The sequence below is a fragment of the Nocardioides asiaticus genome (assembly GCF_040049175.1).
Taxonomy (GTDB): domain Bacteria; phylum Actinomycetota; class Actinomycetes; order Propionibacteriales; family Nocardioidaceae; genus Nocardioides; species Nocardioides cheoyonin.
In genome coordinates, this window is record NZ_JBDZDM010000004.1 from 494,075 (window position 1) to 516,141 (window position 22,067).

The 22,067-nt window shown below is 72.2% G+C and carries 25 protein-coding genes; 10 read left to right on the forward strand and 15 right to left on the reverse strand.

The annotated features are described in order from the left end of the window. Positions 1 to 9 precede the first annotated feature (9 nt). Genes gvpO through ABLE53_RS17370 form a run of 5 tightly spaced genes read left to right on the forward strand, consistent with a single transcriptional unit; the run spans position 10 to position 1,947 of the window. The gene (gene gvpO, locus ABLE53_RS17350) at positions 10 to 306 is read left to right on the forward strand and encodes a gas vesicle protein GvpO (protein WP_348860332.1); all 297 of its coding nucleotides are present in this window, start codon (positions 10 to 12) and stop codon (positions 304 to 306) included. A gap of 1 nt (position 307) precedes the next feature. Then, the gene (locus ABLE53_RS17355; protein WP_348860333.1) at positions 308 to 688 is read left to right on the forward strand and encodes a gas vesicle protein; all 381 of its coding nucleotides are present in this window, start codon (positions 308 to 310) and stop codon (positions 686 to 688) included. Further along, positions 681 to 1,448 (forward strand): GvpL/GvpF family gas vesicle protein, encoded by a 768-nt coding sequence (locus tag ABLE53_RS17360; protein ID WP_348860335.1) that lies wholly within the window; start codon positions 681 to 683, stop codon positions 1,446 to 1,448. Before ABLE53_RS17355 ends, ABLE53_RS17360 begins: the two co-directional genes overlap by 8 nt. Beyond that, positions 1,445 to 1,630 (forward strand): gas vesicle protein, encoded by a 186-nt coding sequence (locus tag ABLE53_RS17365; protein WP_348860338.1) that lies wholly within the window; start codon positions 1,445 to 1,447, stop codon positions 1,628 to 1,630. Before ABLE53_RS17360 ends, ABLE53_RS17365 begins: the two co-directional genes overlap by 4 nt. Continuing rightward, positions 1,627 to 1,947, forward strand: a complete 321-nt coding sequence (locus ABLE53_RS17370; protein WP_348860339.1) for a gas vesicle protein K — start codon at positions 1,627 to 1,629, stop codon at positions 1,945 to 1,947. The genes ABLE53_RS17365 and ABLE53_RS17370 overlap by 4 nt, the downstream gene beginning before the upstream one ends. Positions 1,948 to 1,979: 32 nt before the next feature. Here the strand turns inward: ABLE53_RS17370 and ABLE53_RS17375 are convergent, their stop codons facing one another. Continuing rightward, the gene (locus ABLE53_RS17375; RefSeq protein WP_348860340.1) at positions 1,980 to 2,177 is read right to left on the reverse strand and encodes a hypothetical protein; all 198 of its coding nucleotides are present in this window, start codon (positions 2,175 to 2,177) and stop codon (positions 1,980 to 1,982) included. A gap of 77 nt (positions 2,178 to 2,254) precedes the next feature. Between ABLE53_RS17375 and ABLE53_RS17380 the strand changes: the two genes are divergently transcribed. Next, positions 2,255 to 3,244, forward strand: coding sequence for a formylglycine-generating enzyme family protein (locus tag ABLE53_RS17380; RefSeq protein ID WP_348860341.1), 990 nt, complete (start codon positions 2,255 to 2,257; stop codon positions 3,242 to 3,244). 22 nt (positions 3,245 to 3,266) lie between these two features. Here ABLE53_RS17380 and ABLE53_RS17385 read toward each other — a convergent pair whose 3' ends face one another. After that, the gene (locus tag ABLE53_RS17385) at positions 3,267 to 4,877 is read right to left on the reverse strand and encodes a sulfatase family protein (protein WP_348860342.1); all 1,611 of its coding nucleotides are present in this window, start codon (positions 4,875 to 4,877) and stop codon (positions 3,267 to 3,269) included. Between the two features lie 187 nt (positions 4,878 to 5,064). On the opposite strand from ABLE53_RS17385, the gene ABLE53_RS17390 reads away from it, so the two are divergent. Both ABLE53_RS17390 and ABLE53_RS17395 read left to right on the forward strand, forming a co-directional pair. Beyond that, on the forward strand, positions 5,065 to 5,499 hold the full coding sequence (locus ABLE53_RS17390; protein ID WP_348860343.1) for a DUF5709 domain-containing protein: 435 nt from the start codon (positions 5,065 to 5,067) through the stop codon (positions 5,497 to 5,499). A gap of 60 nt (positions 5,500 to 5,559) precedes the next feature. Continuing rightward, a complete protein-coding gene (locus tag ABLE53_RS17395) occupies positions 5,560 to 5,703 on the forward strand; it encodes a GPGG-motif small membrane protein (protein WP_348860344.1) in 144 nt (47 codons plus the stop codon). A gap of 91 nt (positions 5,704 to 5,794) precedes the next feature. Here the strand turns inward: ABLE53_RS17395 and ABLE53_RS17400 are convergent, their stop codons facing one another. The 3 genes from ABLE53_RS17400 to ABLE53_RS17410 form a co-directional block, all read right to left on the reverse strand. After that, positions 5,795 to 6,445, reverse strand: coding sequence for a UdgX family uracil-DNA binding protein (locus ABLE53_RS17400; protein ID WP_348860345.1), 651 nt, complete (start codon positions 6,443 to 6,445; stop codon positions 5,795 to 5,797). Further along, positions 6,442 to 6,783 carry a DUF3140 domain-containing protein gene (locus tag ABLE53_RS17405; RefSeq protein ID WP_348860346.1) on the reverse strand — a complete coding sequence of 114 codons (342 nt, stop codon included), beginning with the start codon at positions 6,781 to 6,783 and terminating at the stop codon, positions 6,442 to 6,444. The genes ABLE53_RS17400 and ABLE53_RS17405 overlap by 4 nt, the downstream gene beginning before the upstream one ends. 90 nt (positions 6,784 to 6,873) lie before the next feature. Further along, the gene (locus tag ABLE53_RS17410; protein ID WP_348860348.1) at positions 6,874 to 7,257 is read right to left on the reverse strand and encodes a VOC family protein; all 384 of its coding nucleotides are present in this window, start codon (positions 7,255 to 7,257) and stop codon (positions 6,874 to 6,876) included. Positions 7,258 to 7,302: 45 nt separating this feature from the next. On the opposite strand from ABLE53_RS17410, the gene ABLE53_RS17415 reads away from it, so the two are divergent. Then, on the forward strand, positions 7,303 to 8,187 hold the full coding sequence (locus tag ABLE53_RS17415) for an alpha/beta fold hydrolase (RefSeq protein ID WP_348860349.1): 885 nt from the start codon (positions 7,303 to 7,305) through the stop codon (positions 8,185 to 8,187). A gap of 36 nt (positions 8,188 to 8,223) precedes the next feature. On the opposite strand, the gene guaA is transcribed toward ABLE53_RS17415, so the two are convergent. The 3 genes from guaA to ABLE53_RS17430 form a co-directional block, all read right to left on the reverse strand. Beyond that, complete coding sequence (gene guaA, locus ABLE53_RS17420) at positions 8,224 to 9,831, reverse strand: glutamine-hydrolyzing GMP synthase (protein WP_348860351.1); 1,608 nt, start codon at positions 9,829 to 9,831, stop codon at positions 8,224 to 8,226. Between the two features lie 385 nt (positions 9,832 to 10,216). After that, entirely contained in the window at positions 10,217 to 11,980 is a 1,764-nt protein-coding gene (locus tag ABLE53_RS17425; protein ID WP_348860352.1) for a GMC family oxidoreductase N-terminal domain-containing protein, read from the reverse strand. Next, complete coding sequence (locus ABLE53_RS17430) at positions 11,977 to 13,599, reverse strand: succinic semialdehyde dehydrogenase (protein WP_348860353.1); 1,623 nt, start codon at positions 13,597 to 13,599, stop codon at positions 11,977 to 11,979. The genes ABLE53_RS17425 and ABLE53_RS17430 overlap by 4 nt, the downstream gene beginning before the upstream one ends. 147 nt (positions 13,600 to 13,746) lie before the next feature. On the opposite strand from ABLE53_RS17430, the gene ABLE53_RS17435 reads away from it, so the two are divergent. Then, positions 13,747 to 14,559 carry a G1 family glutamic endopeptidase gene (locus ABLE53_RS17435; protein ID WP_348860354.1) on the forward strand — a complete coding sequence of 271 codons (813 nt, stop codon included), beginning with the start codon at positions 13,747 to 13,749 and terminating at the stop codon, positions 14,557 to 14,559. Between the two features lie 35 nt (positions 14,560 to 14,594). On the opposite strand, the gene ABLE53_RS17440 is transcribed toward ABLE53_RS17435, so the two are convergent. The 7 genes from ABLE53_RS17440 to ABLE53_RS17470 all read right to left on the reverse strand — a co-directional run bounded on the left by ABLE53_RS17440 (position 14,595) and on the right by ABLE53_RS17470 (position 22,064). Next, positions 14,595 to 15,503 (reverse strand): alpha/beta hydrolase, encoded by a 909-nt coding sequence (locus ABLE53_RS17440; protein ID WP_348860355.1) that lies wholly within the window; start codon positions 15,501 to 15,503, stop codon positions 14,595 to 14,597. 109 nt (positions 15,504 to 15,612) lie between these two features. Next, complete coding sequence (locus tag ABLE53_RS17445) at positions 15,613 to 17,352, reverse strand: glycerol-3-phosphate dehydrogenase/oxidase (protein WP_348860356.1); 1,740 nt, start codon at positions 17,350 to 17,352, stop codon at positions 15,613 to 15,615. A 10-nt stretch (positions 17,353 to 17,362) separates the two neighbouring features. Continuing rightward, positions 17,363 to 18,145: a serine hydrolase gene (locus ABLE53_RS17450; RefSeq protein WP_348860357.1), complete on the reverse strand. Its 783-nt coding sequence runs from the start codon at positions 18,143 to 18,145 to the stop codon at positions 17,363 to 17,365. Next, a complete protein-coding gene (locus tag ABLE53_RS17455) occupies positions 18,142 to 18,738 on the reverse strand; it encodes a C40 family peptidase (protein ID WP_348860358.1) in 597 nt (198 codons plus the stop codon). The genes ABLE53_RS17450 and ABLE53_RS17455 overlap by 4 nt, the downstream gene beginning before the upstream one ends. Then, positions 18,735 to 19,838: a dipeptide epimerase gene (locus ABLE53_RS17460; protein WP_348860360.1), complete on the reverse strand. Its 1,104-nt coding sequence runs from the start codon at positions 19,836 to 19,838 to the stop codon at positions 18,735 to 18,737. Before ABLE53_RS17460 ends, ABLE53_RS17455 begins: the two co-directional genes overlap by 4 nt. Beyond that, positions 19,831 to 20,607 (reverse strand): serine hydrolase, encoded by a 777-nt coding sequence (locus tag ABLE53_RS17465; RefSeq protein WP_348860361.1) that lies wholly within the window; start codon positions 20,605 to 20,607, stop codon positions 19,831 to 19,833. Before ABLE53_RS17465 ends, ABLE53_RS17460 begins: the two co-directional genes overlap by 8 nt. Positions 20,608 to 20,720: 113 nt before the next feature. Next, positions 20,721 to 22,064 carry an ABC transporter substrate-binding protein gene (locus ABLE53_RS17470; RefSeq protein ID WP_348860362.1) on the reverse strand — a complete coding sequence of 448 codons (1,344 nt, stop codon included), beginning with the start codon at positions 22,062 to 22,064 and terminating at the stop codon, positions 20,721 to 20,723. Positions 22,065 to 22,067 lie beyond the last annotated feature (3 nt).

Genomic DNA, 22,067 nt, shown 5'->3' on the forward strand with positions numbered 1-22,067 from the left:
CGAGAGGACATGGCTGATCGCACCGAACGCACTGCCACTGACGACAAGAAGCTGCGCGGCTCCAAGGCCGCCTCGCTGGCGACCCGGCAGCTCCACGACCTGACCGGCAAGTCGGCCGAGGCGGTCGTGGGCATGGAGCGCACCGACGACGGCTGGCGGATCGAGATCGAGGCGGTGGAGCTCCGCCGCATCCCGGAGACGACCGACATCCTCGCCTGCTACGCCGTCGAGCTCGACGAGCACGGCGACCTGGTGTCCTGCCGCCGCCTGCGTCGCTACGTCCGCGGGTCGGCGGAGGAGGACTGACATGACCGAGAGCCTGAGCAACGCGCCCACCACCCGACCGTTCGCGCCGCAGGGCACGTCCCGGGCGCCGAACCCCGCCTCGCTCGCCGACATCCTCGAGCGGGTGCTCGACAAGGGCATCGTCATCGCCGGCGACATCCGGGTGAACCTGCTCGACATCGAGCTGCTGACGATCAAGATCCGGCTCCTGGTCGCCTCGGTCGACAAGGCCCAGGAGATGGGCATCGACTGGTGGCGCAACGACCCGCTGCTGACCTCGAGCGAGCAGGGGCTGGCCGACGAGAACCGGCGCCTGCGCGAGCGGGTCGAGGCCCTCGAGGCGGGGCAGGGCTCCGACGGCGCGATCGTCACCGAGGAGCGTGAGGAGTCGCACCATGACTGAGACCGGCCGCTACGTGTACGCCGTCGTACGCGACCTGCCGCCCGGCGCCCTCGCGGGCGTCGACGGGATCGGAGGCGGACCGCTCGAGACGGTCGAGCACCGCGGACTGGTGGCCCTGGTCTCCGACGTCGACCTCGAGGAGTACGGCGAGGACAGTCTGCGGCGCAACCTCGAGGACCTCGCCTGGGTCGAGGCGACGGCACGGGCGCACGACACGGTCGTCCAGGCGGCCTCGGCGGCTGCGCCCACCGCCCCGATGCGGCTCGCGACGATCTTCCTCGACGACGGCGGGGTCCGGCGCCAGGTCGAGGAGCGGTACGACGAGCTGCGTGCCGCTCTCGACCGGGTGGACGGCCGGGCCGAGTGGAGCGTCAAGGTGCTGGCTAGGCAGCGGCCCGCCGAGCCGGTCGCGGCCGGTGCGCCGACGGGCGGCGCGGAGTACCTTCGCCGCAAGAAGGCCGAGAGCCAGGCCCGGCAGACCGCGGAGAGCGACGCCGTCGAGGCGGCCCGGCGGGTGGCCGACGCGCTCACGGACGGCGCGCCCGAGGCCGTCGCCGTACGCCGCCTGCAGCCGCAGGACCCGAGGCTGTCCGGGCTCGAGGGGACGATGCTGCTGAACCTCGCGGTGCTCGTGGAGCAGGACGCCTCCGAGCGGTTCCGCGCGCGGGTGGAGGAGGCCGCCGACGCCGAGCCGGCGGTCTCGGTCGTGGTCGCCGGGCCGTGGCCGCCGTACTCCTTCGCGACGCTGGAGGCCCGATGACGCTGGCCACCGCCGAAGGGCAGGCGCAGGCCCAGATCGCGCTGGTCGACCTCGTCGACCGGCTGCTGGGCAGCGGCGTCGTGCTGGCCGGCGACCTGGTCATCTCGCTCGCCGGCGTCGACCTCGTGCAGATCCGCCTGCACGCGCTCATCGCGTCGGTCCGGGCGGAGATGGCGCAATGAGCGAGCCCCGCAGGCAGCCCGACACGCAGCGGGGGCGTTCGATCGCGCAGCGGCTCGAGACCGACGCGGAGTCGGTCGAGCGCGACCTGGTCAAGCTCGTCCTCACCATCGTCGAGCTGATCCGCCAGCTGATGGAGAAGCAGGCGCTGCGCCGGGTCGACGAGGGCGACCTGAGCGACGAGCAGGTCGAGGACCTCGGCAACGGGCTGATGGCGCTCGAGCGGGCGATGGAGGAGCTGAAGACCCGCTTCGACCTCACCTCCGCGGATCTGAACATCGACCTCGGTCCGCTCGGGACGCTGCTCTCCGAGCCGTAGGTAGTCTCACCGCCCAGGCCGACCGGACAGCGTCAGCCGCGGCGGCCGACGGCGTATGGACGTACGTCCCGCACGTACCAGACCGTCCACGTGACCGGGAAGAACATGCCGGCCACGACTGCCGCGCCCCAGCCGCGCGCCCGCCGACGCTCGCCCGCGATCGTGAGCCCCATGAGCGCGCCCACCGCAACAGCGGCCACCACGAGCACGGCGAGTCCGGCAGGAGACATGCGACCAGTGTGCCCGCTGCCAGGGCCCGACGCGCGCCGAACGCACCCGTAGGGCCGCCGAACGTAGGGTTGGCGGCATGTCCGGCCCCTGCTGCGTCCCCGAGCCCGCGGCGGGGGCGCCGCAGCCGCGCCCGGTGGAGCTCCGGGCGACGCGGGCGCCGAGCGCCGATCCGGCGGAGCGGCCGCCGGCCGTGCCCACGAGGCGGCGACGCGGCCTGGTCGACCTCCCCGCCGGCCGCTTCGCCATGGGCGACAGCACCGGCGAGGGCTACCCGGCCGACGGCGAGGGACCGGTGCACGACGTCGAGGTGCCCGCGTTCCGGCTGGACGCGACGACCGTGACCAACGAGGAGTTCGGCCGGTTCGTACGGGCGACCGGCCACGTCACGACCGCCGAGCGGGCCGGCTTCTCCGCCGTCTTCCACCTCGCCTTCACCGGCGACCCGCGCGACGTCCTCGGCCGCGCGCCCGAGACCCCCTGGTGGCTCGGCGTACGCGGTGCCTCGTGGCGTACGCCGGAGGGCCCCGGCAGCAACGTCGGCCGACGCAGCAACCACCCCGTCGTCCATGTGTCGTACGACGACGCGCTGGCCTACTGCGCCTGGGCGGGGACGCGGCTGCCGACCGAGGCCGAGTGGGAGTACGCCGCCCGCGGCGGCCTCGACGGGGCGAGGTTCCCCTGGGGCGAGGACCTCGTGCCGGAGAGCGGCCACCGCTGCAACGTCTGGCAGGGCGACTTCCCCGACGTCAACACCCTCGAGGACGGCTTCCTGACCACGGCGCCGGCACGCCACTTCGAGCCCAACGGCTTCGGCCTGTTCCAGATGACCGGCAACGTGTGGGAGTGGTGCGCCGACTGGTTCTCCCCTGCCTACTACGGCGAGCTGGCGGGGGCCACGGCGCGCGACCCGCGCGGCCCGGCCGAGGGCGTCACCCGGGTCATGCGCGGCGGCTCCTACCTCTGCCACGCGTCCTACTGCCACCGCTACCGCGTGTCCGCGCGGTCGAGCTCGCCGCCGGACTCGACCGCCGGCAACCTCGGGTTCCGCTGCGCCGCCGACGCCTGACTCCGACGCCTGACGCCCGCGGCTACGCCCGCGACGGCGCGGGGTAGAACGACTTCGGGCAGCTCGCCCCGCGGCAGTCGCGATACCGGTCGGTCAGCCGACGCAGCTGCCGCAGCTGGGCGCGGTAGCCCGGCCGCCCGACGAGCGAGTGGATCTCGTACGGATCGGTCGTGCGGTTGTAGAGCTCCTCGCCGCCGACCCGGTAGCGCACGTAGGTCCACGGCCCGACGCGCACGCCGGAGTAGAACCGGTGGCTCCCGTCCTTCACCGGCCAGCCCTCGATCGGCACGACCCTCATCTGCCTCGGGCCCCGCAGCCACGGCATGATGTCGACGCCGTCGAGCGGGCGCAGCGGCTTCGCCCCTGCGATCGCGAGGAAGGTCGCGGTCAGGTCCGGGATCGTCACCGTCGTCCGCACCGTCCTCCCCTGCGGCACCCGGGGTCCGCGCATCATCAGCGGGACGCGCAGGATCTGGTCGTAGTGGTCGAGCTTGCCGTTGACGTTGTGGCCGCCGACGGAGAAGCCGTTGTCGGAGCCGAAGAGGATGATCGTCCGGCTCAGCTGGTGGGTCCGGCGGAGCACCCGCAGGTGGCTCGCGACGGCGCGGTCGAGCGCCTGCACGGCCTCGATCCGCTGGTCGTACTCCATCCGCATCGCCGTGCGCTCCAGCGGCGTCCAGTGACGTCGTGACGGCGAGTTCGCGGGCACACCGGTCGGCGTCCGGAACAGGTCGGGCCGCCGCGGCAGTCGTACGCCGTCGTACCGGTGGTCGTCACGGGGCGCCGGCACCGTGGTCGGGATCGTCGCGGCACCCGTCCCGGGGAAGAGGTACGCCGGGTCCTCGCTCTGCGTCGGGCCGCCGTGGTGCGGGGCGACGTAGTTGACCCACATGAACCACGGCTTGTCCTGGCGCGCCGGCGCGTTGAGCATCTCGTTGGTCTGGTCCTGCATGAGGTACGTCGTGTAGCGCTCGTACTGCGTCACCAGGCCGTTGTGGTTGAGGCGCGGGTTGAAGTAGCCGTAGGTCCACGGGTCGACGGTCGCGCGCCAGTCGGTCCAGCCGGGCGGCACGTAGCTCTGGTCGGTCTCGCCGTACCCGTTGAGGTACTTCCCGGTGAAGAGCGTGTCGTAGCCAGCCCGCTGGAGCGCGATCGGCAGGGTGCGGTTCTCGTCGAAGGCGGCGAAGCCACCGTGGGGGCCGCTGATCGTGACGGCGCCGTGGTTGTGGGCGTACTGCCCGCTCAGCAGCGAGGCCCGGGACGGAACGCAGATCGGGGTCGGCGCGATGGCGTCGGAGAAGGTGACGCCCTCCTGCTGGAAGATCGCCCGGACGTGCGGCATGTACTTCAGGTCCGGCAGCGACAGGTCGTCGGAGGTGATCATCATGATGTTGGGCCGGCGGCCGCCGGCGGCGCCGTACGGCGTCCAGCTGGGGGTCGGCGTCGCCTGCTTGGGCAGGATCGCCGTCGACGTGTGGGGGCCGGGCCGCGCGGCACCGAGCCCCGCGGCACCGGGCTGCGCCGAGGCGGTCGTGTGCTCGACCGGACTGCCGGGCAGCGCCATGTCGATGGCGACCGCGGTGCTGGCGAGTACGGCGACCGCCAGCGCGGCCAGGGTCGTGGGTCGTCTCATTCACCGCTCCGTCTGCGCTGTGGGCTCATTAGACGCCACAGCAGGCTCACAAGTTGCGCGATTTGTAAAATAGTAACTCACTCGACTTTCTGTTCTTTGCAGGCGGGGCGATCGCCGGTCTCAGAGCGGCGCCAAGGGGGTACCGTCACGAGTCGAAGGACAGAGCGTCCGAGAGGAGTGATCCCGCGTGAGTGAAGAGCGAGAGTCGTACGGCGACTACAGCGTGGACGACGAGGACCAGCCCGGCGCCGAGGACACCCTTCGGGACGAGAACGACCCCGAGGACGAGCTCGACCCCGGCTACTCGCCGCCGGAGAAGTACTCCCCCGGCCAGGGCTACGGCAACACCGCCTGGGAGGAGGAGCACCGCGAGTCGATCGACCAGCGGATGCAGCAGGAGGAGCCGGACAGGGACCCGTACGCCGAGCCGTCGTCGTACGACGAGGTCGACGACGGCGAGGTCGGCGACCGTCGCGCAGGCCGGCTGGTCGACCCCGACCAGGGCTTCGGGGAGGACACCGAGTCCGACCTGGTCGGCGACGACGTCGGGATCGACGGGGCCGGAGCCTCGGCCGAGGAGGCCGCCGTCCACGTCGTCCCGGACGAGTGGGAAGAGGAGTAGCGCGCATGCCCCGGCCGCGATGACGGGTACCTCCCGGGCTCACCAACCAAGGAGGGAATGATGGCGTTTCTGTTGTGGATCATCGCGGTGATCCTGGTTGTGGCCGGGATCGTGAGTCTGTTCCGCGGTGGGATCCTCTGGGGCGTCGCCCTGATCGTGCTCGGCTGTCTCGTCGGCCCGGGAGGGGTCAGCCTCTTCACCTGACCGCAGCGCCGGGGGCAGCACACGCGCGGAGGCGCCACCCGTCCGGGTGGCGCCTCCGCCATGTCCGACCGCGCTCCCTCGGCCGGGCCGCTCAGCTCTTCAGCTCGGCGGCCGCGGTGCGTAGATCGGCCACCAGCCCGTCGTACGCCTCCTGGCGGTCGTCCTCCGCACGGAGAACAGCCGACGGGTGGATCGTCGCGAGCACCCAGGGCGCCGGGTCGGTCGACGGCAGGTCCTCCGGCCAGCCGACGACCTTCCCCCGGGCCTTGCCGACGCGGAACGACGAGCCGTAGAGCGCCTTGCCGGCGGTGCCACCCAGGAGTACGACGCCGGCCGGCCGCACCACCTCGAGCTCGGCCGCCAACCAGGGCGCGCAGGCGGTGACCTGCCCGCGGGTCGGCGAGAGGTGGATGCGGCGCTTGCCGACCGTGCGGAACCGGAAGTGCTTGACGACGTTGGTCGTGTAGACGGAGTCGGGCGCGATGCCGGCCTCGGCCAGCGCCTTGTCGAGGACGCCGCCGGCCGGGCCGACGAACGGCTCGCCCTCGATGTCCTCGCGGTCCCCCGGCTGCTCGCCGAGCAGCATCAGGCCCGCGCCCGTGTCGCCGCGGCCCATCACCGCCTGGGTGGCGTCGCGGTAGAGCTCGCAGCCGCGACAGTCCTGGACCGCGCTGTCGAGCTTGCGGAGCGTCGGCCGATCGGGCACCCACCGGTCCGCGCCGGGGGCCTCGCGGGAGGTCATGGCTTGAGCGGGTCGTGGCCCACGTTCATGAGACGTCGGCGCCAGTGGTCGTCGCCGGCGGTCGGCTCCCACTCCCCCACGTCGCCGCCGCGCAGGTCGGTGACCTTGTCGACCACCCGCCGCATCACGGCGACGTCGTCCTCCGTCAGGTCCGCCCGCCGCTTGGCGAGGATGTCCGCGACATGGTGGCCGAGCCGGCTTCCGGCATGGTCGGGCTCGGTCTCGGTCTCCTCACCGGCCCCCTGGACCGAGAGCCACTCGCGGAGCTCGCGGGAGGTCATGTTCACCGCGCGGTGGAAGTTCTCCCAGAGGCGGTCGTCCACGATCGTGTCGGCCATCGTGGCCTCCTTCGTTCGGGTACGCCGTCCGGTACCCGCCCGCCGGGGGGCACACGCGACGCACGTGGTCGGTCCCCGATCGGTGTCGGATCACTCGGGCGCCACGACGATCTCGACCTCGAAGCCCTCGGAGCTCTCGAGGTAGAGCGCGTGCTGCTCCCCGCCCGCATGCGGGTAGCGGTCGGCGAAGAGCTCCCGCCAGCCGTGGGCGCCCGACTCGGCGCGGAGCCGGTCGAGCGTCGTACGGTCCTCCACGGTGAGCGCGAGATGGTTCACGCCGGGGCGGAGCCGGTCGTACGGCTCGTCGCGCTGGTCGATCGAGCGCTCCATGAACACGTAGGTCCCGTCAGGATGCTCCCAGGAGCCGCCGCCGTCGGCCGCCGCCCAGTCCAGCTCGCCGAGCAGCCACCCCCACTCCTCGGAGGCGACGGCCGGATCGGACACCCACAGGTCCCAGTGGTGGATCGCTCGCATGGCGTGAACCTAACGGGCTTGACCGCGACCGACCAGGCTGCTTGCATGTTGCAATCGGATGTCTTCCGGAGGGCGGCGATGGAGCGGCTGATCGAGGTCGACGGGGTCGAGCTCTGCGTGCGGACGTCCGGGACGCCGGAGCATCCGGCGGTCCTGCTCGTCGCGGGGATGTCGAGCCCGATGGACTGCTGGGACGACGGGCTGTGCGAGCTGCTCGCCGCGGCCGGCGGGTACGTCGTCCGGTACGACCAGCGCGACACCGGCCGGTCCACGACCTCACCGCCCGGCGAGCCGGGCTACACGTTCTCGGACCTCGTCGAGGACGTCCCCGGGCTGCTCGACGATCTCGGTCTCCCAACCGCCCACCTCGTCGGGATCTCGATGGGAGGCGCCGTCGCCCAGGCCGTCGCCCTCCGTCACCCCGAGCGGGTCGCCTCCCTCACCCTGATCGCCACCACCCCCGTCGTACCCCTGCCGGCGGACAGCCCTCCCCTCGACTACGACAGCGACCTCGGGGAGCTGCCCGAGCCGGACTGGTCGGACCCGGCGTCGGTGGTCGACCATCTCGTCACCGACCAGCGTCGGCTCGCCCCGGTGGGGTTCGACGAAGCGCGCGCGCGGGCCTTGGCCGAGCGGGTGGTGCGGCGCAGCGTCGACGTGCGCGCCGCGCTGACCAACCACGCGCTGCTCCCCGGCGGGGAGCCGATCACGGGATCGCTCGCGGACATCACCGCGCCGACGCTGGTCGTCCACGGCACGGCCGACCCGGTCTTCGCGCTCGCGCACGGCGAGGCGCTGGCGCGGGAGATCCCGGGCGCCACGCTCCTCGTCGTCGACGGGATGGGCCACGAGGTGCCGCCGCCCGCGGCGTACGACGTCGTGCTGTCTGCCCTGCTCGCCCACACGGCGGCCTCGCGATCCGCAGAGTGAGCGAAGCCGGCTCCGGCGCTCACGGGACGCGCAGGGTCACTCCCACTCGATGGTGCCCGGCGGCTTCGAGGTGATGTCGACGGTGACGCGGTTGATCTCGGCGACCTCGTTGGTGATCCGGGTGGAGATCCGCTCCAGCAGGTCGTACGGGAGCCGGGCCCAGTCGGCGGTCATGGCGTCCTCGGAGGTGACGGGGCGCAGCACGACCGGGTGGCCGTAGGTGCGGCCGTCGCCCTGGACGCCGACGGAGCGTACGTCGGCGAGCAGCACGACCGGGAACTGCCAGATGTCGCGGTCGAGCCCGGCGTTGGTCAGCTCCTCGCGGGCGATCGCGTCGGCCTCGCGGAGGATGTCGAGACGCTCCTTGGTGACCTCGCCGATGATCCGGATGCCGAGCCCCGGCCCGGGGAACGGATGGCGCCAGACGATCTCGTCGGGCAGCCCGAGCTGGTGGCCGACGAGCCGGACCTCGTCCTTGAAGAGGGCGCGGAGCGGCTCGACGAGCTCGAACTCGAGGTCGTCGGGCAGGCCGCCGACGTTGTGGTGGGACTTGATGTTGGAGGTGCCGGAGCCACCGCCGGACTCGACGACGTCGGGGTAGAGCGTGCCCTGGACGAGGAAGGCGATCTTCTCCGGCCCGGACGTGGCGTCCCCCTCGTCGGGCAGAGCCTTGCTGAGGATGTCGACCTGCGCCTGCTCGAAGCAGCGGATGAACTCCCGGCCGATGATCTTGCGCTTCTCCTCCGGGTCGGTGACCCCGGCGAGCGCCTCGAGGAACTGCTTCTCCGCGTCGACGATCATCAGCTCGGCGCCGGTGGACTCGCGGAAGGCATGCTCGATCTGCTCGCTCTCGTCCTTCCGCATCAGGCCGTGGTCGACGTAGACACAGGTCAGCCGGTCGCCGATCGCCTTCGCGACGATGGCGGCGGCGACGGCGGAGTCCACGCCGCCCGACAGCGCGCAGATGGCGTGGCCGCGATCGCCGATCTGGGCCTTGACGGCCTCGACCTGGTCCTCGGCGATGTTGCCGATGGTCCAGGTCTGGCGGCAGCCGGCGATGTCCCACAGGAAGTGCTCGAGCACGCGCTGGCCGTGCTCGCTGTGGAGCACCTCGGGGTGCCACTGCACCCCCGCCAGGCCACGCCCGACGTCCTCGAACGCCGCCACCGGCGTCACCGTGGTCGAGGCGAGCACCTCGAAGCCCTCCGGCGCCGCGGTCACCGAGTCACCGTGGGACATCCAGACGTTGTGCACGGGCGGGATGTCGGCGAGCAGGGTGCCCTCGTCGCTGACGGTCACCGTCGTACGGCCGTACTCGCGCGCGCCGGTCGCGTCGACCGTGCCGCCGAGCCCCTGCGCCATCAGCTGGAACCCGTAGCACATGCCGAACACCGGCGTGCCCGCCGTGAAGAGGCCGGTGTCGATCGACGGCGCCCCCTCGGCGTACACGCTCGACGGGCCGCCCGACAGGATGATCGCCTTGGGGCTCTTGGCGAGCATCTCCTCGACGGGCATCGAGTGCGGCACGATCTCGGAGTAGACCCTGGCCTCGCGGACGCGGCGGGCGATGAGCTGCGCATACTGTGCGCCGAAGTCGACGACGAGGACCAGGTCGTGTTCTGAGTGCGTAGAAGCCTCCGCCATGGACAGAGCCTACCGGGGCGTACGCCCGGGTCCGAACTCACCGGGGCGCTGACTCGCTAGCGCCCCGACGCCGACTGCGGGGTCTCGACTCGCGGTCACGCACCGCAAGCTCGTCCGTGCGCTCGCTCGACCTCCTCGCCATCTGCCGGCCCGTCGCTGCGCTCCGGGCCGGCAGGCTCGGAAAATGCACCAGGGCCCGGCCGGGGAGGGAGGGTGGCCGGGCCCTGATCGTCCACGCATCTGTTGGACAGCGCCTGGACATGAGACCCGGTCTGTAAGGGAGGGAGCAATCCCGGGTCCGACCAGTCCAACGAGGCTGGTCGGACCCGGTTACGGCCGTCGTACGCCCATTCCCGGATTATTTCTCCGGGTGGGATAGACGAGGTCAGCCGATGCCGACGACCGGCAGCCGCAGTGCCGCGGGAGCGGTCGGCGGGACCGCCGGCGAGGCGGGCGCGACGGGCTCGAGCGGGGCGTACGACGAGCCGAGCGGCGGCCGCGGGTCGGCCTCCCCCTTGTTGGGCCAGAACGCCATCGCCCGCTCGGCCTGGGCGGTGATCGTCAGCGAGGGGTTCACGCCCAGGTTGGCCGAGATGGTGGAGCCGTCGACGACGTGGAGGCCCGGGTAGTTGTAGAGCCGCTGGTAGGCGTCGACGACGCCGCTCTCCGGCGAGTCGCCGATCGTGCAGCCGCCGATGAAGTGGGCGGTGAGCGGCCGGTTGAACGGCTCGCCGATCGTGCCGCCGGGGAAGCCGCCGCCCATCACCTCGGCCATCTTGCGGGCCGCCTCGTTGGCCGCCGGGATCCACGTCGGGTTCGGCTGGCCGTGTCCCTGCCGCGACGAGAGCCGCCAGCCCAGTGGGCCACGCTTGGGGAACGTGGTGATCGAGTTGTCGAGGGACTGCATGACGAGCGCGATGACGGTCCGCTCCGACCAGTGCCTCAGATCGTAGAGCCTGGTGGCGTTCGCCTTCTGCGCCCACATCTCCCGCAGCCAGCGCCTGATCCGGCCGGGACCGCCGTCGGTGAGCACCGTCTGCATGAGCGACATCGCGTTGCTGCCGTGGCCATAGCGCACCGGCTCGATGTGCGTGTCGGCGTCCGGGTGCCACGAGGACGTGATCGCCACGCCCTCGCTGTAGTCGACCTGGAGGTCGGGGGCGATGGCGCCGAGGATCGACTCGGAGTTGGTCCGGGTCAGCTCGCCGAGCCGGTCGGAGATCGCCGGCAGGTCGCCGGTGACCTTGAGCTTGTGGAGCAGCTTCTGCGTGCCGAGCGCCGCCGCGGAGAACACGACCTGGTCGGCGGTGAACGTCTTGACGGCGGTCCGCCGGGAGAGCTTCGCCTTGGTCCAGCGGGCCTCGACCACGTAGCCCCCGCCCTCACGCGGATAGACCCGCGTCACCGTGGTGAGCGGGTGGACGACAGCGCCGTTCTTCTCCGCGAGGTGGAGGTAGTTCTTGACGAGCGTGTTCTTGGCGTTGTGGCGGCAGCCGGTCATGCATTCGCCGCAGTCGGTGCAGGTACGCCGGGCGGGCCCCTCGCCGCCGAAGTACGGGTCGGCGACCTCCTCCCCGGGCTGCTGGCCGGGTCCGCCGAAGAAGACGCCGACCGGCGCCTGGTGGTAGGTGTCGCCGACGCCCATCTCCTCGGCGACCTTCTTCATCACGTCGTCCGACGGCGTCATGCGGGGGTAGGTGACGACGCCGAGCATCCGCTTCGCCTGGTCGTAGTAGGGCGCCAGCTCGCGCTTCCAGTCGGTGATGTGGGCCCACGACGGGTCGTTGTAGAACGGCTCGAGCGGCTCGTAGAGGGTGTTGGCGTAGACCAGCGAGCCGCCGCCGACGCCGGCGCCGGCCAGGATCAGGCAGTCCTTGACCATGTCGATCCGCTGGATGCCGTAGCAGCCGGCGGCCGGCGCGTAGAGGTAGCTCCGCAGGTCCCACGACGTGTCGGGCAGCTCCTCGTCGGGGAAGCGCCGGCCGGCCTCGAGCACACCGACCTTGTAGCCCTTCTCGGTCAGCCGGAGTGCGCTGACGGAGCCGCCGAAGCCCGAGCCGATGACGAGGACGTCGTAGTGAGGGCCGCGCGCGCTCGGCAGAGTCGCCGCCCGGCTGCTGGCCCTCCTCCTGCCCTTGGCGTCGCTCATGCGCGACCGAGCCTCTTCATGAGGCGGAGGTTGAGCGTCATCACCTTGGCGTACGCCTCCTCCGACATCCCGAGCATCGGCGAGAACCGCATCACCCGCTGCGTCGCCACCGACTGCGGCTCGGTGTAGCGCAGGATGCCCTCCGCGCCCTGCCGACGGCCCATTCCGGACTGGCGCATGCCGCCCATCGGCGCCGCGAGGCTCGCGAAGGAGGCGGCGAAGGCCTCGTTGACGTTGATCGTGCCGCACTTCACCCGGCGCGCGATCGCCCGGGCGCGCTCGCCGTCGCGGCTGTAGATCGAGCCGTTGAGGCCGTACTCCCCCTCGTTGGCCCTCGCGACCGCCTCGTCCTCGCTGCTGACGCGGTAGACCGAGACGACCGGTCCGAAGGTCTCGTTGCCGCAGACGGTCATCTCCGGGGTGACGCCCTCGAGGATGGTGGGCTCGAAGAAGTACGGCGCCAGGTCGGGCCGCGCCCTGCCGCCCGTCAGCACCCGGGCGCCCTTGGCGACGGCGTCCTCGACGTGCGCCTCGGCGGTCCGCAGCTGGTCCTCGCTGATCAGCGTGCCCATGTCGCTCTCCCACGACAGCGACCCGCCCAGCGTCATGGCCTCGGTGCGGGCGACGAAGCGCTCGACGAACCGGTCGTAGATCTCGTCGGCGACGAAGAGCCGCTCGACCGAGACGCACAGCTGACCGGCGTTGGAGAACACCGCGCGGGTCGCGCCCTCGGCGGCCCGCTCGATGTCGGCGTCCTTCAGCACGAGCATGGGGTTCTTTCCGCCGAGCTCGAGCGAGCAGCCGATCAGCCGCTCGGCGCACTCCTTGGCCACGATCTTCCCGGTGTTGGTCGAGCCGGTGAAGCAGACGTAGTCGGCCCGCCGGATGATGCTGGTGCCGATCCTGGAGCCGGGGCCGGCGACGACGGTCCACAGGTCCTTCGGGAAGCCCGCCTCCTCCAGGAGCTGCGCGCCGAGGAGCGCGCTGAGCATCGTCTGGGCGTCGGGCTTGGTCACGACGGCGTTGCCGGCGGCGAGCGCGGCGAGCCCGTCGCAGAGCGCCATCGTGAACGGGTAGTTCCACGGCGAGATGATCCCGACGACGCCCTTGGGGACCCGGTTGAGGTCGACCCGGGTCAGCAGGGGTACGACGCCGGGCTGGCGCGTCGTCTTGAGGTGCTGGTGGGCGGTGCGGCCGTAGTAGCGAGCCGTGAGCGCGATGTGGAGCGGCTCGTCGAAGGCGTGCTTGCGGGCCTTGCCCGACTCCAGGCAGATCAGGTCGAGGATCTCGTCCTGGCGATCGAGCACGATGTCGTGCAGCCGCAGCAGCATGGCCTCGCGTACGGCGAGCGGGGTCGCCGCCCACTCCTGCTGCGCGGCGCGCGCCCGCGCGAACGCCTCCTCCACGTCGGCGTCGGTCGACTGCGGGATGTGGGCCAGCGGTGCGTCGTTGAGCGGACTGCGCATCTCCTTCGTCTCCCCGGAGGTGGCGAGGATGCGGCCGGTGAGCCGGGCGACGTAGTCGGGCTCGAGGGCGTACGACGCGGTCACGTCGTGCTCGGGGTCGCGCGGGCCCTCGACCAGGGGGCCACCGGCGGGAGTCGGGTTGGATGCGCTCATGTACCGAGGGTATGTGACCGCAGTCGCAATCCTCTACCCCCTGGTAACAACGCGGCTCTCTCCACGAGGCTTTACCCCGCTCCCGGTATCGGGTCCGCGCTCGGCCGCCTCCTCTCTCCCCGTAGCACGCACCAGAGGGAGCCCACCATGACGACCACGCCCCGACGCCCGCAGCGGACGCCTGAGACGACGACCCCCACCTGCCTCGTGCCGGAGACGCTGACGAGCCGGGGCTTCGGGGTCCGTGCCCTCGGCCCGCTCTCGGCTGTTCCGCTCGACGGGGCCGAGCCCGCCCTGCGAGCGCTCTGGGACCGGATGACGACCGGACTCAGCTGGCTGACGCCGCAGCTCGACCATCGCGCCTACGTCACCCACGGCCCGCCGCATCGGATGCGCAGCCGCAGCAGTGCGGAGCTGACCCGGCTGGGCACGGCGCGCGGCGTCGAGACGGAGACGTCGCGCCAGTGGTCGGGGTCGATCGACGTCGCACCGGCCGGTTCGACGTACCGCTACGTCGGCGGCGGGTGGACCGTTCCCGACCGCCGGGCGGAGGGCGCGGACGGGTGCCATGACACCGCGGAGTGGGTCGGGCTCGACGGCTGGAGCTTCGCCGACGTGCTGCAGGCCGGGACCGGGACGCACGTCATCGGGACACCGTTCTTCTGCTTCACCCACACCTACGCGTGGTGGGAGTGGTGGCCGGTCGGCGAGGTCGCGATCAGGAACCTGCCCGTGTCACCTGGTGACGCGATGTGGTGCCTGATCTGCGCCGACACGCCGACCGGCACCACGGTGACCGTCACCAACCAGACGCGCGGTCTCGGCGCCTGCGTCGAGATCACGCCGCCGTCCGATCGGTCGCTCGTCGCGAGCGTGGCCGAGTGGATCGTCGAGCGACCGACGGTCGGCGGCCCGGCCGGCGCCACCGGCTGCCTCTTCGAGGACAGCGCGGCCGGCTGACCCGTCGCCCGGTCCGGGCCGGAGGGCGTGTCGCGCTAGACGAGGTCGACCCAGGAGCGCAGGAACGCGCCGAGCCGGTCGGTGGCCGCCCGCGCCTCGGGGGTCTGGGCGTACGCCGGGAACACGTGGGTGAGGCCGGCGGCGACCTCGAGGTGCACGTCGACACCGGCGCGTACGGCGGCGCGGGCCAGCTCCTCGGAGTCGCTGAGCAGCACCTCGGCGGAGCCTGCGACGATCCACAGCGGCGGCAGGCCGGACAGGTCGGCGAAGACGGGCGAGGCGAGCGGGTCGCGCGGGTCCGCGCCGGCGAGGTACTGCGTCCCGAGACCACGGATCGTCTCGGGGGCGAAGATCGGGTCGGGCAGGACCGGGCTCTCCAGCGTCGGCAGCGTGCCGCCGACGTCGGTCCACGGTGAGATCAGCCCGGCCGCCGCGGGCAGGCTCTCCTCGGCGTCCCGCAGGGCGAGCATCATCGCGAGCGTGAGCCCACCGCCGGCCGACTCGCCGGCGACCGCCACCGAGGCCGGGTCGACGTGGTGCTCGTCGGCCAGCCAGTGCCAGGCCGCCACCGCGTCCTCGACGGCGGCCGGGTAGGGGTGCTCCGGCGCGAGGCGGTAGTCCAGCGACAGCACCCGGGCGCCGGTCGACCGGCCGATCCGGGAGGCGAGCTCACCGTCGGCGCGGGGCGAGCCGATCGCGTAGCCGCCTCCGTGGAGGAAGAGCACGATCCGCCCCGGGTCCGCCTCGGGCGGGTCCAGCCACAGCGCGCAGCGCCCGGCCACCTCGACCTCGGTGACTGTCACGTCGACGTCCACGGGGTACTGGTCGGCACGGGACTCGAACGCCGCGCGGCTCTCCTCCAGCGTCGGCGCCGGCGCGCTCGCCCGGGCGGCGTTCAGCTCCCAGAGCTGTGCGATGACCTCCTGCATAGGTTCGCTCACCATGCCCATGCAACCTCCCCGCCCCCAGACTATTCCGGCCGGCGGGCCGCCTGCGGCCGTCGCTCCCCCATCCTGGTGAGGCCTGGTGAGGCCTGGTGAGGCCTGGTGAGGCTCACACAAGATCGGTGACGCTGATCCGCGCCTCGTCGGCCTCCTGGTCGGTGAGCATCAGCTGGGAGCGCCGCTCGGCCTCCACCCGGCGCAGGTAGTGGTCGACCTCCTCGGTGACCCGGTCGGCCGACCAGCCGAGCTCGGCGGCCATCAGCCGGGCGGCCCCGGGGGCGGCCGAGACCCCCCGGTCGAAGGTCTCGATCGAGATGCGCGTACGCCGGGCGAGCACGTCGTCGAGGTGGCGCGCGCCCTCGTGGGTGACGGCGTACACCACCTCGGCGGCGAGGTAGTCGTCGGCACCTTCCAGCGGGAGGGCCAGCGAGCGGCGCTGGGCGATCAGCTCGAGGAGCTCGTCGATGAGGCCGCCGTAGCGCCCGAGCAGGTGGTCGATGCGAGCGACGTGCAGGCCGGAGCGGCGGGCCAGCAGCACCCGCTGGTTGGACCGGGTCTCGTAGCCGTCGGCCCCGAGCAGCCGCACCTTGTCGGTGATCGAGGGCCGCAGCTGGAGATTGGTGGTGGTCCGCAGCGAGTGCGCGGCGGCGTCGACGGCGTCCTCGGCCATCACGCGATACGTCGTCAGCTTGCCGCCGGCGATCATGACCAGCCCGGGAACGGGGGTGACCACGGTGTGCTCGCGGGAGATCTTCGAGGTCGGCTCCGACTCGCCCGAGAGCAGCGGCCGCAGGCCGGCGTACACGCCCTCGACGTCCTCGTGGTCGAGCGGCTCGCGGAGGATCGCGTTGACGTGGTCGAGGACGTACTCGATGTCGGTCCGCGACGCCGCCGGGTGGGCGAGGTCGTAGGACCACGGCGTGTCGGTCGTACCGATGATCCAGTGCCTGCCCCACGGGATGACGAAGAGGACCGACTTCTCGGTGCGGACGATGAATCCGGACTCGGAGCGGATCCGGTCGCGGGGCACGACGAGGTGGATGCCCTTGCTGGCCTGGACGTGGAGGGCGCCGCGGCCGCCGACGAGCTCCTGGATCTCGTCGGTCCAGACGCCGGCGGCGTTGACGACGACGCGGGCGCGGATCTCGTGCTCGGTGCCGTGCTCGAGGTCGGTGGCGCGTACGCCGACCACCCGCTCGCCCTCGCGCAGGAACCCGGTCACGCGCATCCGGGTGGCGACGTGGGCGCCGTGGCTCGCGGCCGTCCGAGCAAGCGTCAGCACGAGCCGGGCGTCGTCGACCTGGGCGTCGAAGTACTGGATCGCGCCCGTGATCGTGTCGGTCCGGAAGTCCGGGGCGATCCGGCCGACCTGCCTCTTCGTGAGGTGGCGGTGGTGCGGCAGGCCGGAGTTGCCGAGGCCGGACTGCTTCCCGAACGACGCCATCGTGTCGTAGAGGATCAGCCCGGAGCCGACGTACGCCCGCTCCCAGACGGGGTGGGTCAGCGGGTAGAGGAACGGCACCGGGCGCACCAGGTGCGGGGCCAGCCGGGTGAGCAGCAGGCCGCGCTCCTGCAGCGCCTCGCGGACGAGCGCGAAGTCCATCATCTCGAGGTAGCGCAGCCCCCCGTGGATCAGCTTCGAGGAGCGCGACGACGTCCCCGACGCCAGGTCGCGCTGCTCGAGCAGACCGGTCGAGAGGCCGCGGGTGACCGCGTCGAGCGCGACGCCCGTACCGGTCACGCCGCCGCCCACCACGAGCACGTCGAGCTCCGCCTCTCCCGCGGCACCGCTCATGGCCGCGATCGCCTGGTCGCGGGTCTCCGGGCTCAGCACACCGGGATGAGTCATGGCTCCGACGCTATCGGGCGAGCGTTGCCCCGAGGTTGCGCATGGCCGCCAGCACCGGACCCGCGGGGCCGCCGTCCCAGTTCGCGATGACGGCGTACGACGTGGTCCCGGCCGGCGTCTGCACGATCCCGACGTCGGCGCGTACGCCGGCATCGGTGCCCGTCTTGTGCCACAGCCGCAGGCCGTGGTCGTGACCGTGCGAGAGCGGATCGAGGTCGAGCGGGGCTGCGACCATCGACAGGTCCGTGCCGTGCGCGAGCCAGTCGAGCACCCGACGGCTGACGGCAGGACTCACCACCCGACCGCCGCGGAGCGCGTCGAGCACGTCGGCCCACGCCGCGGCCGTTCCCTCGCTGAGGGTGGCGGGCAGGTCGGGGGTGCGGTGGTCGCGGACGCGATCGTGGAGCACCGCGCCGTCGGTCAGGCCGCGGGCACGGGCCTGCACCGCGACGAGGCCGACCAGGTCGAGCAGCGCATTGGTCGCGAGGTTGTCGCTGACGGTGCCGACGAGCAGGGCCGCGTCGGCCACCGGCAGGGTGTCGGTGACGAGGTGCTGCCACAGCCCCGAGTCGGCCACGCGGAGCGTCGTACGCCGGTCGACGGGCGCCGCCGGGTCGATCGCGCCCGCCTCGATCCGCGCCGCGACCTCGACCAGCAGGAAGACCTTGCCGACGCTCGCGGTGCGCAGCAGCCGGTCGGGGTCGCGGGCGAAGACCCGCTCCCCGTCCCGCCGCAGCTCGACCGACCAGCGCACCCCGGGGACGCCGTCGAGCAGCGCGTCGAGCTCCGTCACAGCCGGGCGGCCGCGACGAGGGCGGCGCGGCGCTCCTCGCCCATCGGCTCCTCGACGACGCCCTTGTCTCCGTCGGCGTGGATCATCGGCCGGCTGCCGTCCGCGCCGACCGGTCCGGTGGCGATGGCGACGTGGGTGATCCGGCCCGCCTCGTTCGCGAAGAAGTAGAGGTCTCCGGCCCGGACGTCGTCGAGGTCGACCCGGGACAGCGCCGGGAGCTGGTCGCGGGCATCGCGCGGGATCGTCCGGCCGAGCGTCCGCGTCGCCATGTGGGTGAGGCCGGAGCAGTCGATGCCGTCGAGGGTCATCCCGCCCCACTCGTAGACGGTGCCGAGATAGGACCTGGCGAGCGTGACGACGTCGCCGGTGCCGACGACCGGGACGGCCGCGGCCGCCTCGGTGAGCGCCTCGGTCGGCACCCAGCCCGGGTAGCCGCGCTCGTCCTGCGAGGACGGCTGCTCGGTCGCCACCACCCTCGTCCAGCCGTCGCGGCTCTCGACGACCTCCACCGGCTCGCCGGGCAGCAGCTGGGTGACCTGCTCGGCGGCCTCGTCGGGCTCGGCGCGCACCGGGGTCACGTCGTCGACGGTCATGGCTCCTCCACTCCGCTGATCCCGAGACCCGGATGGTCCGGGAGGACGATGCGGGGTCCTTCATAGACCACGCCGCCGAGGTACGGCGAGCGGCGTGCCCACCAGCCGGCGTCGAGGTCGTGCGCCCCGGGCAGTCCGAGCGCCGCCACCAGCGAGGCCCCGGCGCCGATGCCGAGGTGCGACTCCATCATGCAGCCGACCATCCGTCCGAGCCCGTGCCGGCCGGCCACCTCGAGCAGCTCCAACGCCGGCGTCAGCCCTCCGCACTTGGCCAGCTTGATGTTGACGCAGTCGGCGGCGGCGTACCTGATGACGTCGACGAGGTCGTCGAGATCGAAGACAGCCTCGTCGGCCATGACCGGGGTCCTGACGCTGCGGCGGACGTAGGCCAGTCCGTGCAGGTCGCGACGGCGTACGGGCTGCTCCACGATCTCGATCCCGGCGCCAGCGTCCTCGAGCCCGCTGATCACCCGGACGGCATCGTGGGCGTCCCAGCCCTGGTTGGCGTCGAGGCGGAGTACGACGTCCGGGCCGGCCGCGGCCCGGACGGCGAGCACCCGCGCGGCGTCGGTGGCGGCGTCGGTCCCGACCTTGACCTTGAGGGTCGTGAAGCCCTCGGCCGCCCGCGCGGCCGCCGCCTCGGCGAGCTCCGCCGGCTCGCCGGCGGACAGGGTGACGTCGGTGATGACGTGGCGCGCCGGCGACGCGAGTCCTTCCAGCGCCGCGAGGTGCTCGGCCAGCGTCCGGCCGGTCCGGCGGGCCGCGAGGTCGTGGAGCGCGACGTCGGCGGCCATCTTCGCGGCGTGGTTGCCGACGACCGCGTCCTGGATCCGCGGCCCGGTCTCACGCGGATCGGCCGGCGCGCCGACGAGGACATCGCGCAGCGGCCCCTCGAGGCAGGCCCGCGAGCCGGCGATCGAGTCGCCGGTGACCCGCCACACCTGCGGCGCCTCGCCCCAGCCGCTCAGGCCGTCGGCGTCGGTGAGCTCGACGACCAGGGTCTCGGCGTACTCCGTCCGGCGCAGCGCCGTCACGAACGGCGTGTGGAGCGGGACCCGCACCACCTCGGTGCGCAGCCCGGCGATCAGCGGCTCAGCCAAGGCTGTCCCACAGGTAGCGGGCCAGCTCGCTGATCCGGAACTCCGACTCGTCGTCGTCGAGCCCGGTCGTCAGCACGCACATGACCAGCGGGTCGCGGTCGGCGGCCCGGACCAGCGCGATGTCGTGGCGTACGCCCTCGATCCAGCCGGTCTTGTTGCCGACCACCACGTCCTCGGGCAGCGCGAGCGGGATCGCGTCACGGTAGACCTGGTCCCGGAGGATCCCCTCCAGCTCCGCCGACGACTCCGGCGACGCCAGCCGGCCCTCGGCGAGCGCGATGAGCACCCGCGCCATGTCGTGGGCGGTCACGAGGTTCTGCAGGCCCGCCTCCCGCGCCGGCGCGTCCTCGATCCCGCGCGGGATCTGGGTCATCGGTGAGCAGTGCGATTCGGCGAGGACCTCGGCGACCTCCGCCGCGCCGACCCGCTCGAGCACCAGGTTGGAGGCGAGGTTGCCGGAGTGGGTCAGCGACCGGCGTACGAGATCCCGCAGCGGCAGCTCGCCGCCCACGGCGCCCCACGTCTCCGGGTCCTGGTCGTCGCCCTCGTCCATCGTGAACCGCGCGCCCTCGACCTGCGAGTCGAACCCGACGTGCACCGGCACCTTCTCGTCGAGGTCGAGCTCGCCCCGCTCGCTCAGCCGGTACGCCGCGATCGCGATCGGCACCTTGATCAGGCTGGCCGCGTAGTGCTGCTGGTTCACGTTCTGTGCCTGCAGGGGTACGCCGTCCAGCCCGCTCACCCACGTCGAGACCAGTGCGCCGTCCATGGGTCAAACCTAGTCGGGCCTGTGGGTCGAGCCCGGACAAACAGTGGCCGGTGTCGAGACCAACACGACCGCCTCCGGCAGGAGGTCCGACCGTGTTGGTCTCGACCCGCCGTCTACTCGGCCGGCGGGATGCCGTCGGCCGGAGGCGTGGACTCGGACTCGCTGGACTCGGTGATGTCCGCGTCGCCGATGTCGGTGGTCTCGACGCCGGTGACGTCCTTGACCTGGCCGCCCTCGATCTTGACGACCTTCATGCCGGAGGTGCCGAGGTGGCTGTCGGCGCTGTAGCGGTACGGCGCGAACACCGGCCCGGTGAAGTCGCCGCCCTTCTCCTCCAGCGTCTTGACCAGGGCCTCACGGGTGAGGTCCTTGCCGGTCGCCTGCAGCGCCTGGACGAACATGTAGGCCTGCGACATGCCGTACAGCTCGTAGTTGGTGAGCGCCCCGCCGGAGCCGTTCGACTTCCAGATCTTGTCGAAGGTCTGGATCCACGGGTTGCTGGTGTTGCTCACGTCCGGCAGGTACGCCGTCGACATCACGCCGTCGAGCAGCTGCGCGCCGTTCTTGACCTGGCCCTTGGAGAAGTTCGCGAGCAGTGAGCCGACGAGCGTCGGGTCGGAGCCGACGTTGGTGTAGAACCACTGCGGCTTGTAGTTGAGCTTCATCGCGACCAGCTGCGAGAGCGCGGTGTACGACGGCACGTTGAAGCCGACCACGAGGTCGGCCTTCTTGGCCTGGAGCGCGGCGATCTGCGGCGTCACGTCGGTGCCGCCGGGGGTGTACTTCGAGACCGCCACGATCTGCTTGTCGATGTAGTCCCGCAGCCCCTTCTCACCCGAGGCGCCGAAGTCGTCGTTCTGCAGGAAGAGGCCGACCCTGGCCTTCGGCATGTTGTCGGCGATCCACTTGCCGATGATCTTGCCCTCGGACTCGTAGTCGGTCTGCCAGCCGAAGGTCCACGGGTGCTCCTTCGGGTCGTCGCCCCAGGTGACCGAGCCGCTGGAGACGGCGATGTCCGGCACCTTGCTCGAGTTGAGGAAGTCGACGACCGCCTCGTGGGTCGGCGTGCCGAGCGCGCCGAGCATGGCGAAGACCTGGTCCTTGAGCACCAGCTCGTTGGTCACCGAGCTCGTCGTGGTCGGGTTGTAGGCGTCGTCCTTGACGATGTAGTCGATCTTGCGGCCGTAGACCCCGCCGTTGTCGTTGACGTAGTCGAAGTACGCCTGCGCGCCCTTCGGGATGGTGCTGTAGCCCGGCGCCGCGACCCCCGTGAGCGGGAAGGTCGCCCCGACCTTGATCGAGGTGTCGGTGACTCCGGTGGTGTCACCGGCCGCGGCCGGCTCGCGGCTGCTGGCGTCGCGGCCGCAGCCTGCCAGCGCGAGCGCCCCGACGAGCAGCAGTGCCGCTGCCCCGGCCGGGCGGCGGAACCGGTGTCCCCTGCGTGTCGTGCGTGTCATGGT

Excerpts from the sequence above, each read along its gene's own strand:
- gvpO (WP_348860332.1), top strand. The coding sequence starts at position 10 with ATGGCTGATCGCACCGAACGCACTGCCACTGACGACAAGAAGCTGCGC.
- ABLE53_RS17355 (WP_348860333.1), top strand. The coding sequence starts at position 308 with ATGACCGAGAGCCTGAGCAACGCGCCCACCACCCGACCGTTCGCGCCG.
- ABLE53_RS17360 (WP_348860335.1), top strand. The coding sequence starts at position 681 with ATGACTGAGACCGGCCGCTACGTGTACGCCGTCGTACGCGACCTGCCG.
- ABLE53_RS17365 (WP_348860338.1), top strand. The coding sequence starts at position 1,445 with ATGACGCTGGCCACCGCCGAAGGGCAGGCGCAGGCCCAGATCGCGCTG.
- ABLE53_RS17370 (WP_348860339.1), top strand. The coding sequence starts at position 1,627 with ATGAGCGAGCCCCGCAGGCAGCCCGACACGCAGCGGGGGCGTTCGATC.
- ABLE53_RS17375 (WP_348860340.1), bottom strand. The coding sequence starts at position 2,177 with ATGTCTCCTGCCGGACTCGCCGTGCTCGTGGTGGCCGCTGTTGCGGTG.
- ABLE53_RS17380 (WP_348860341.1), top strand. The coding sequence starts at position 2,255 with ATGTCCGGCCCCTGCTGCGTCCCCGAGCCCGCGGCGGGGGCGCCGCAG.
- ABLE53_RS17385 (WP_348860342.1), bottom strand. The coding sequence starts at position 4,877 with ATGAGACGACCCACGACCCTGGCCGCGCTGGCGGTCGCCGTACTCGCC.
- ABLE53_RS17395 (WP_348860344.1), top strand. The coding sequence starts at position 5,560 with ATGGCGTTTCTGTTGTGGATCATCGCGGTGATCCTGGTTGTGGCCGGG.
- ABLE53_RS17400 (WP_348860345.1), bottom strand. The coding sequence starts at position 6,445 with ATGACCTCCCGCGAGGCCCCCGGCGCGGACCGGTGGGTGCCCGATCGG.
- ABLE53_RS17405 (WP_348860346.1), bottom strand. The coding sequence starts at position 6,783 with ATGGCCGACACGATCGTGGACGACCGCCTCTGGGAGAACTTCCACCGC.
- ABLE53_RS17410 (WP_348860348.1), bottom strand. The coding sequence starts at position 7,257 with ATGCGAGCGATCCACCACTGGGACCTGTGGGTGTCCGATCCGGCCGTC.
- ABLE53_RS17415 (WP_348860349.1), top strand. The coding sequence starts at position 7,303 with ATGTTGCAATCGGATGTCTTCCGGAGGGCGGCGATGGAGCGGCTGATC.
- guaA (WP_348860351.1), bottom strand. The coding sequence starts at position 9,831 with ATGGCGGAGGCTTCTACGCACTCAGAACACGACCTGGTCCTCGTCGTC.
- ABLE53_RS17425 (WP_348860352.1), bottom strand. The coding sequence starts at position 11,980 with ATGAGCGACGCCAAGGGCAGGAGGAGGGCCAGCAGCCGGGCGGCGACT.
- ABLE53_RS17430 (WP_348860353.1), bottom strand. The coding sequence starts at position 13,599 with ATGAGCGCATCCAACCCGACTCCCGCCGGTGGCCCCCTGGTCGAGGGC.
- ABLE53_RS17435 (WP_348860354.1), top strand. The coding sequence starts at position 13,747 with ATGACGACCACGCCCCGACGCCCGCAGCGGACGCCTGAGACGACGACC.
- ABLE53_RS17440 (WP_348860355.1), bottom strand. The coding sequence starts at position 15,503 with ATGGTGAGCGAACCTATGCAGGAGGTCATCGCACAGCTCTGGGAGCTG.
- ABLE53_RS17445 (WP_348860356.1), bottom strand. The coding sequence starts at position 17,352 with ATGACTCATCCCGGTGTGCTGAGCCCGGAGACCCGCGACCAGGCGATC.
- ABLE53_RS17455 (WP_348860358.1), bottom strand. The coding sequence starts at position 18,738 with ATGACCGTCGACGACGTGACCCCGGTGCGCGCCGAGCCCGACGAGGCC.
- ABLE53_RS17465 (WP_348860361.1), bottom strand. The coding sequence starts at position 20,607 with ATGGACGGCGCACTGGTCTCGACGTGGGTGAGCGGGCTGGACGGCGTA.
- ABLE53_RS17470 (WP_348860362.1), bottom strand. The coding sequence starts at position 22,064 with ATGACACGCACGACACGCAGGGGACACCGGTTCCGCCGCCCGGCCGGG.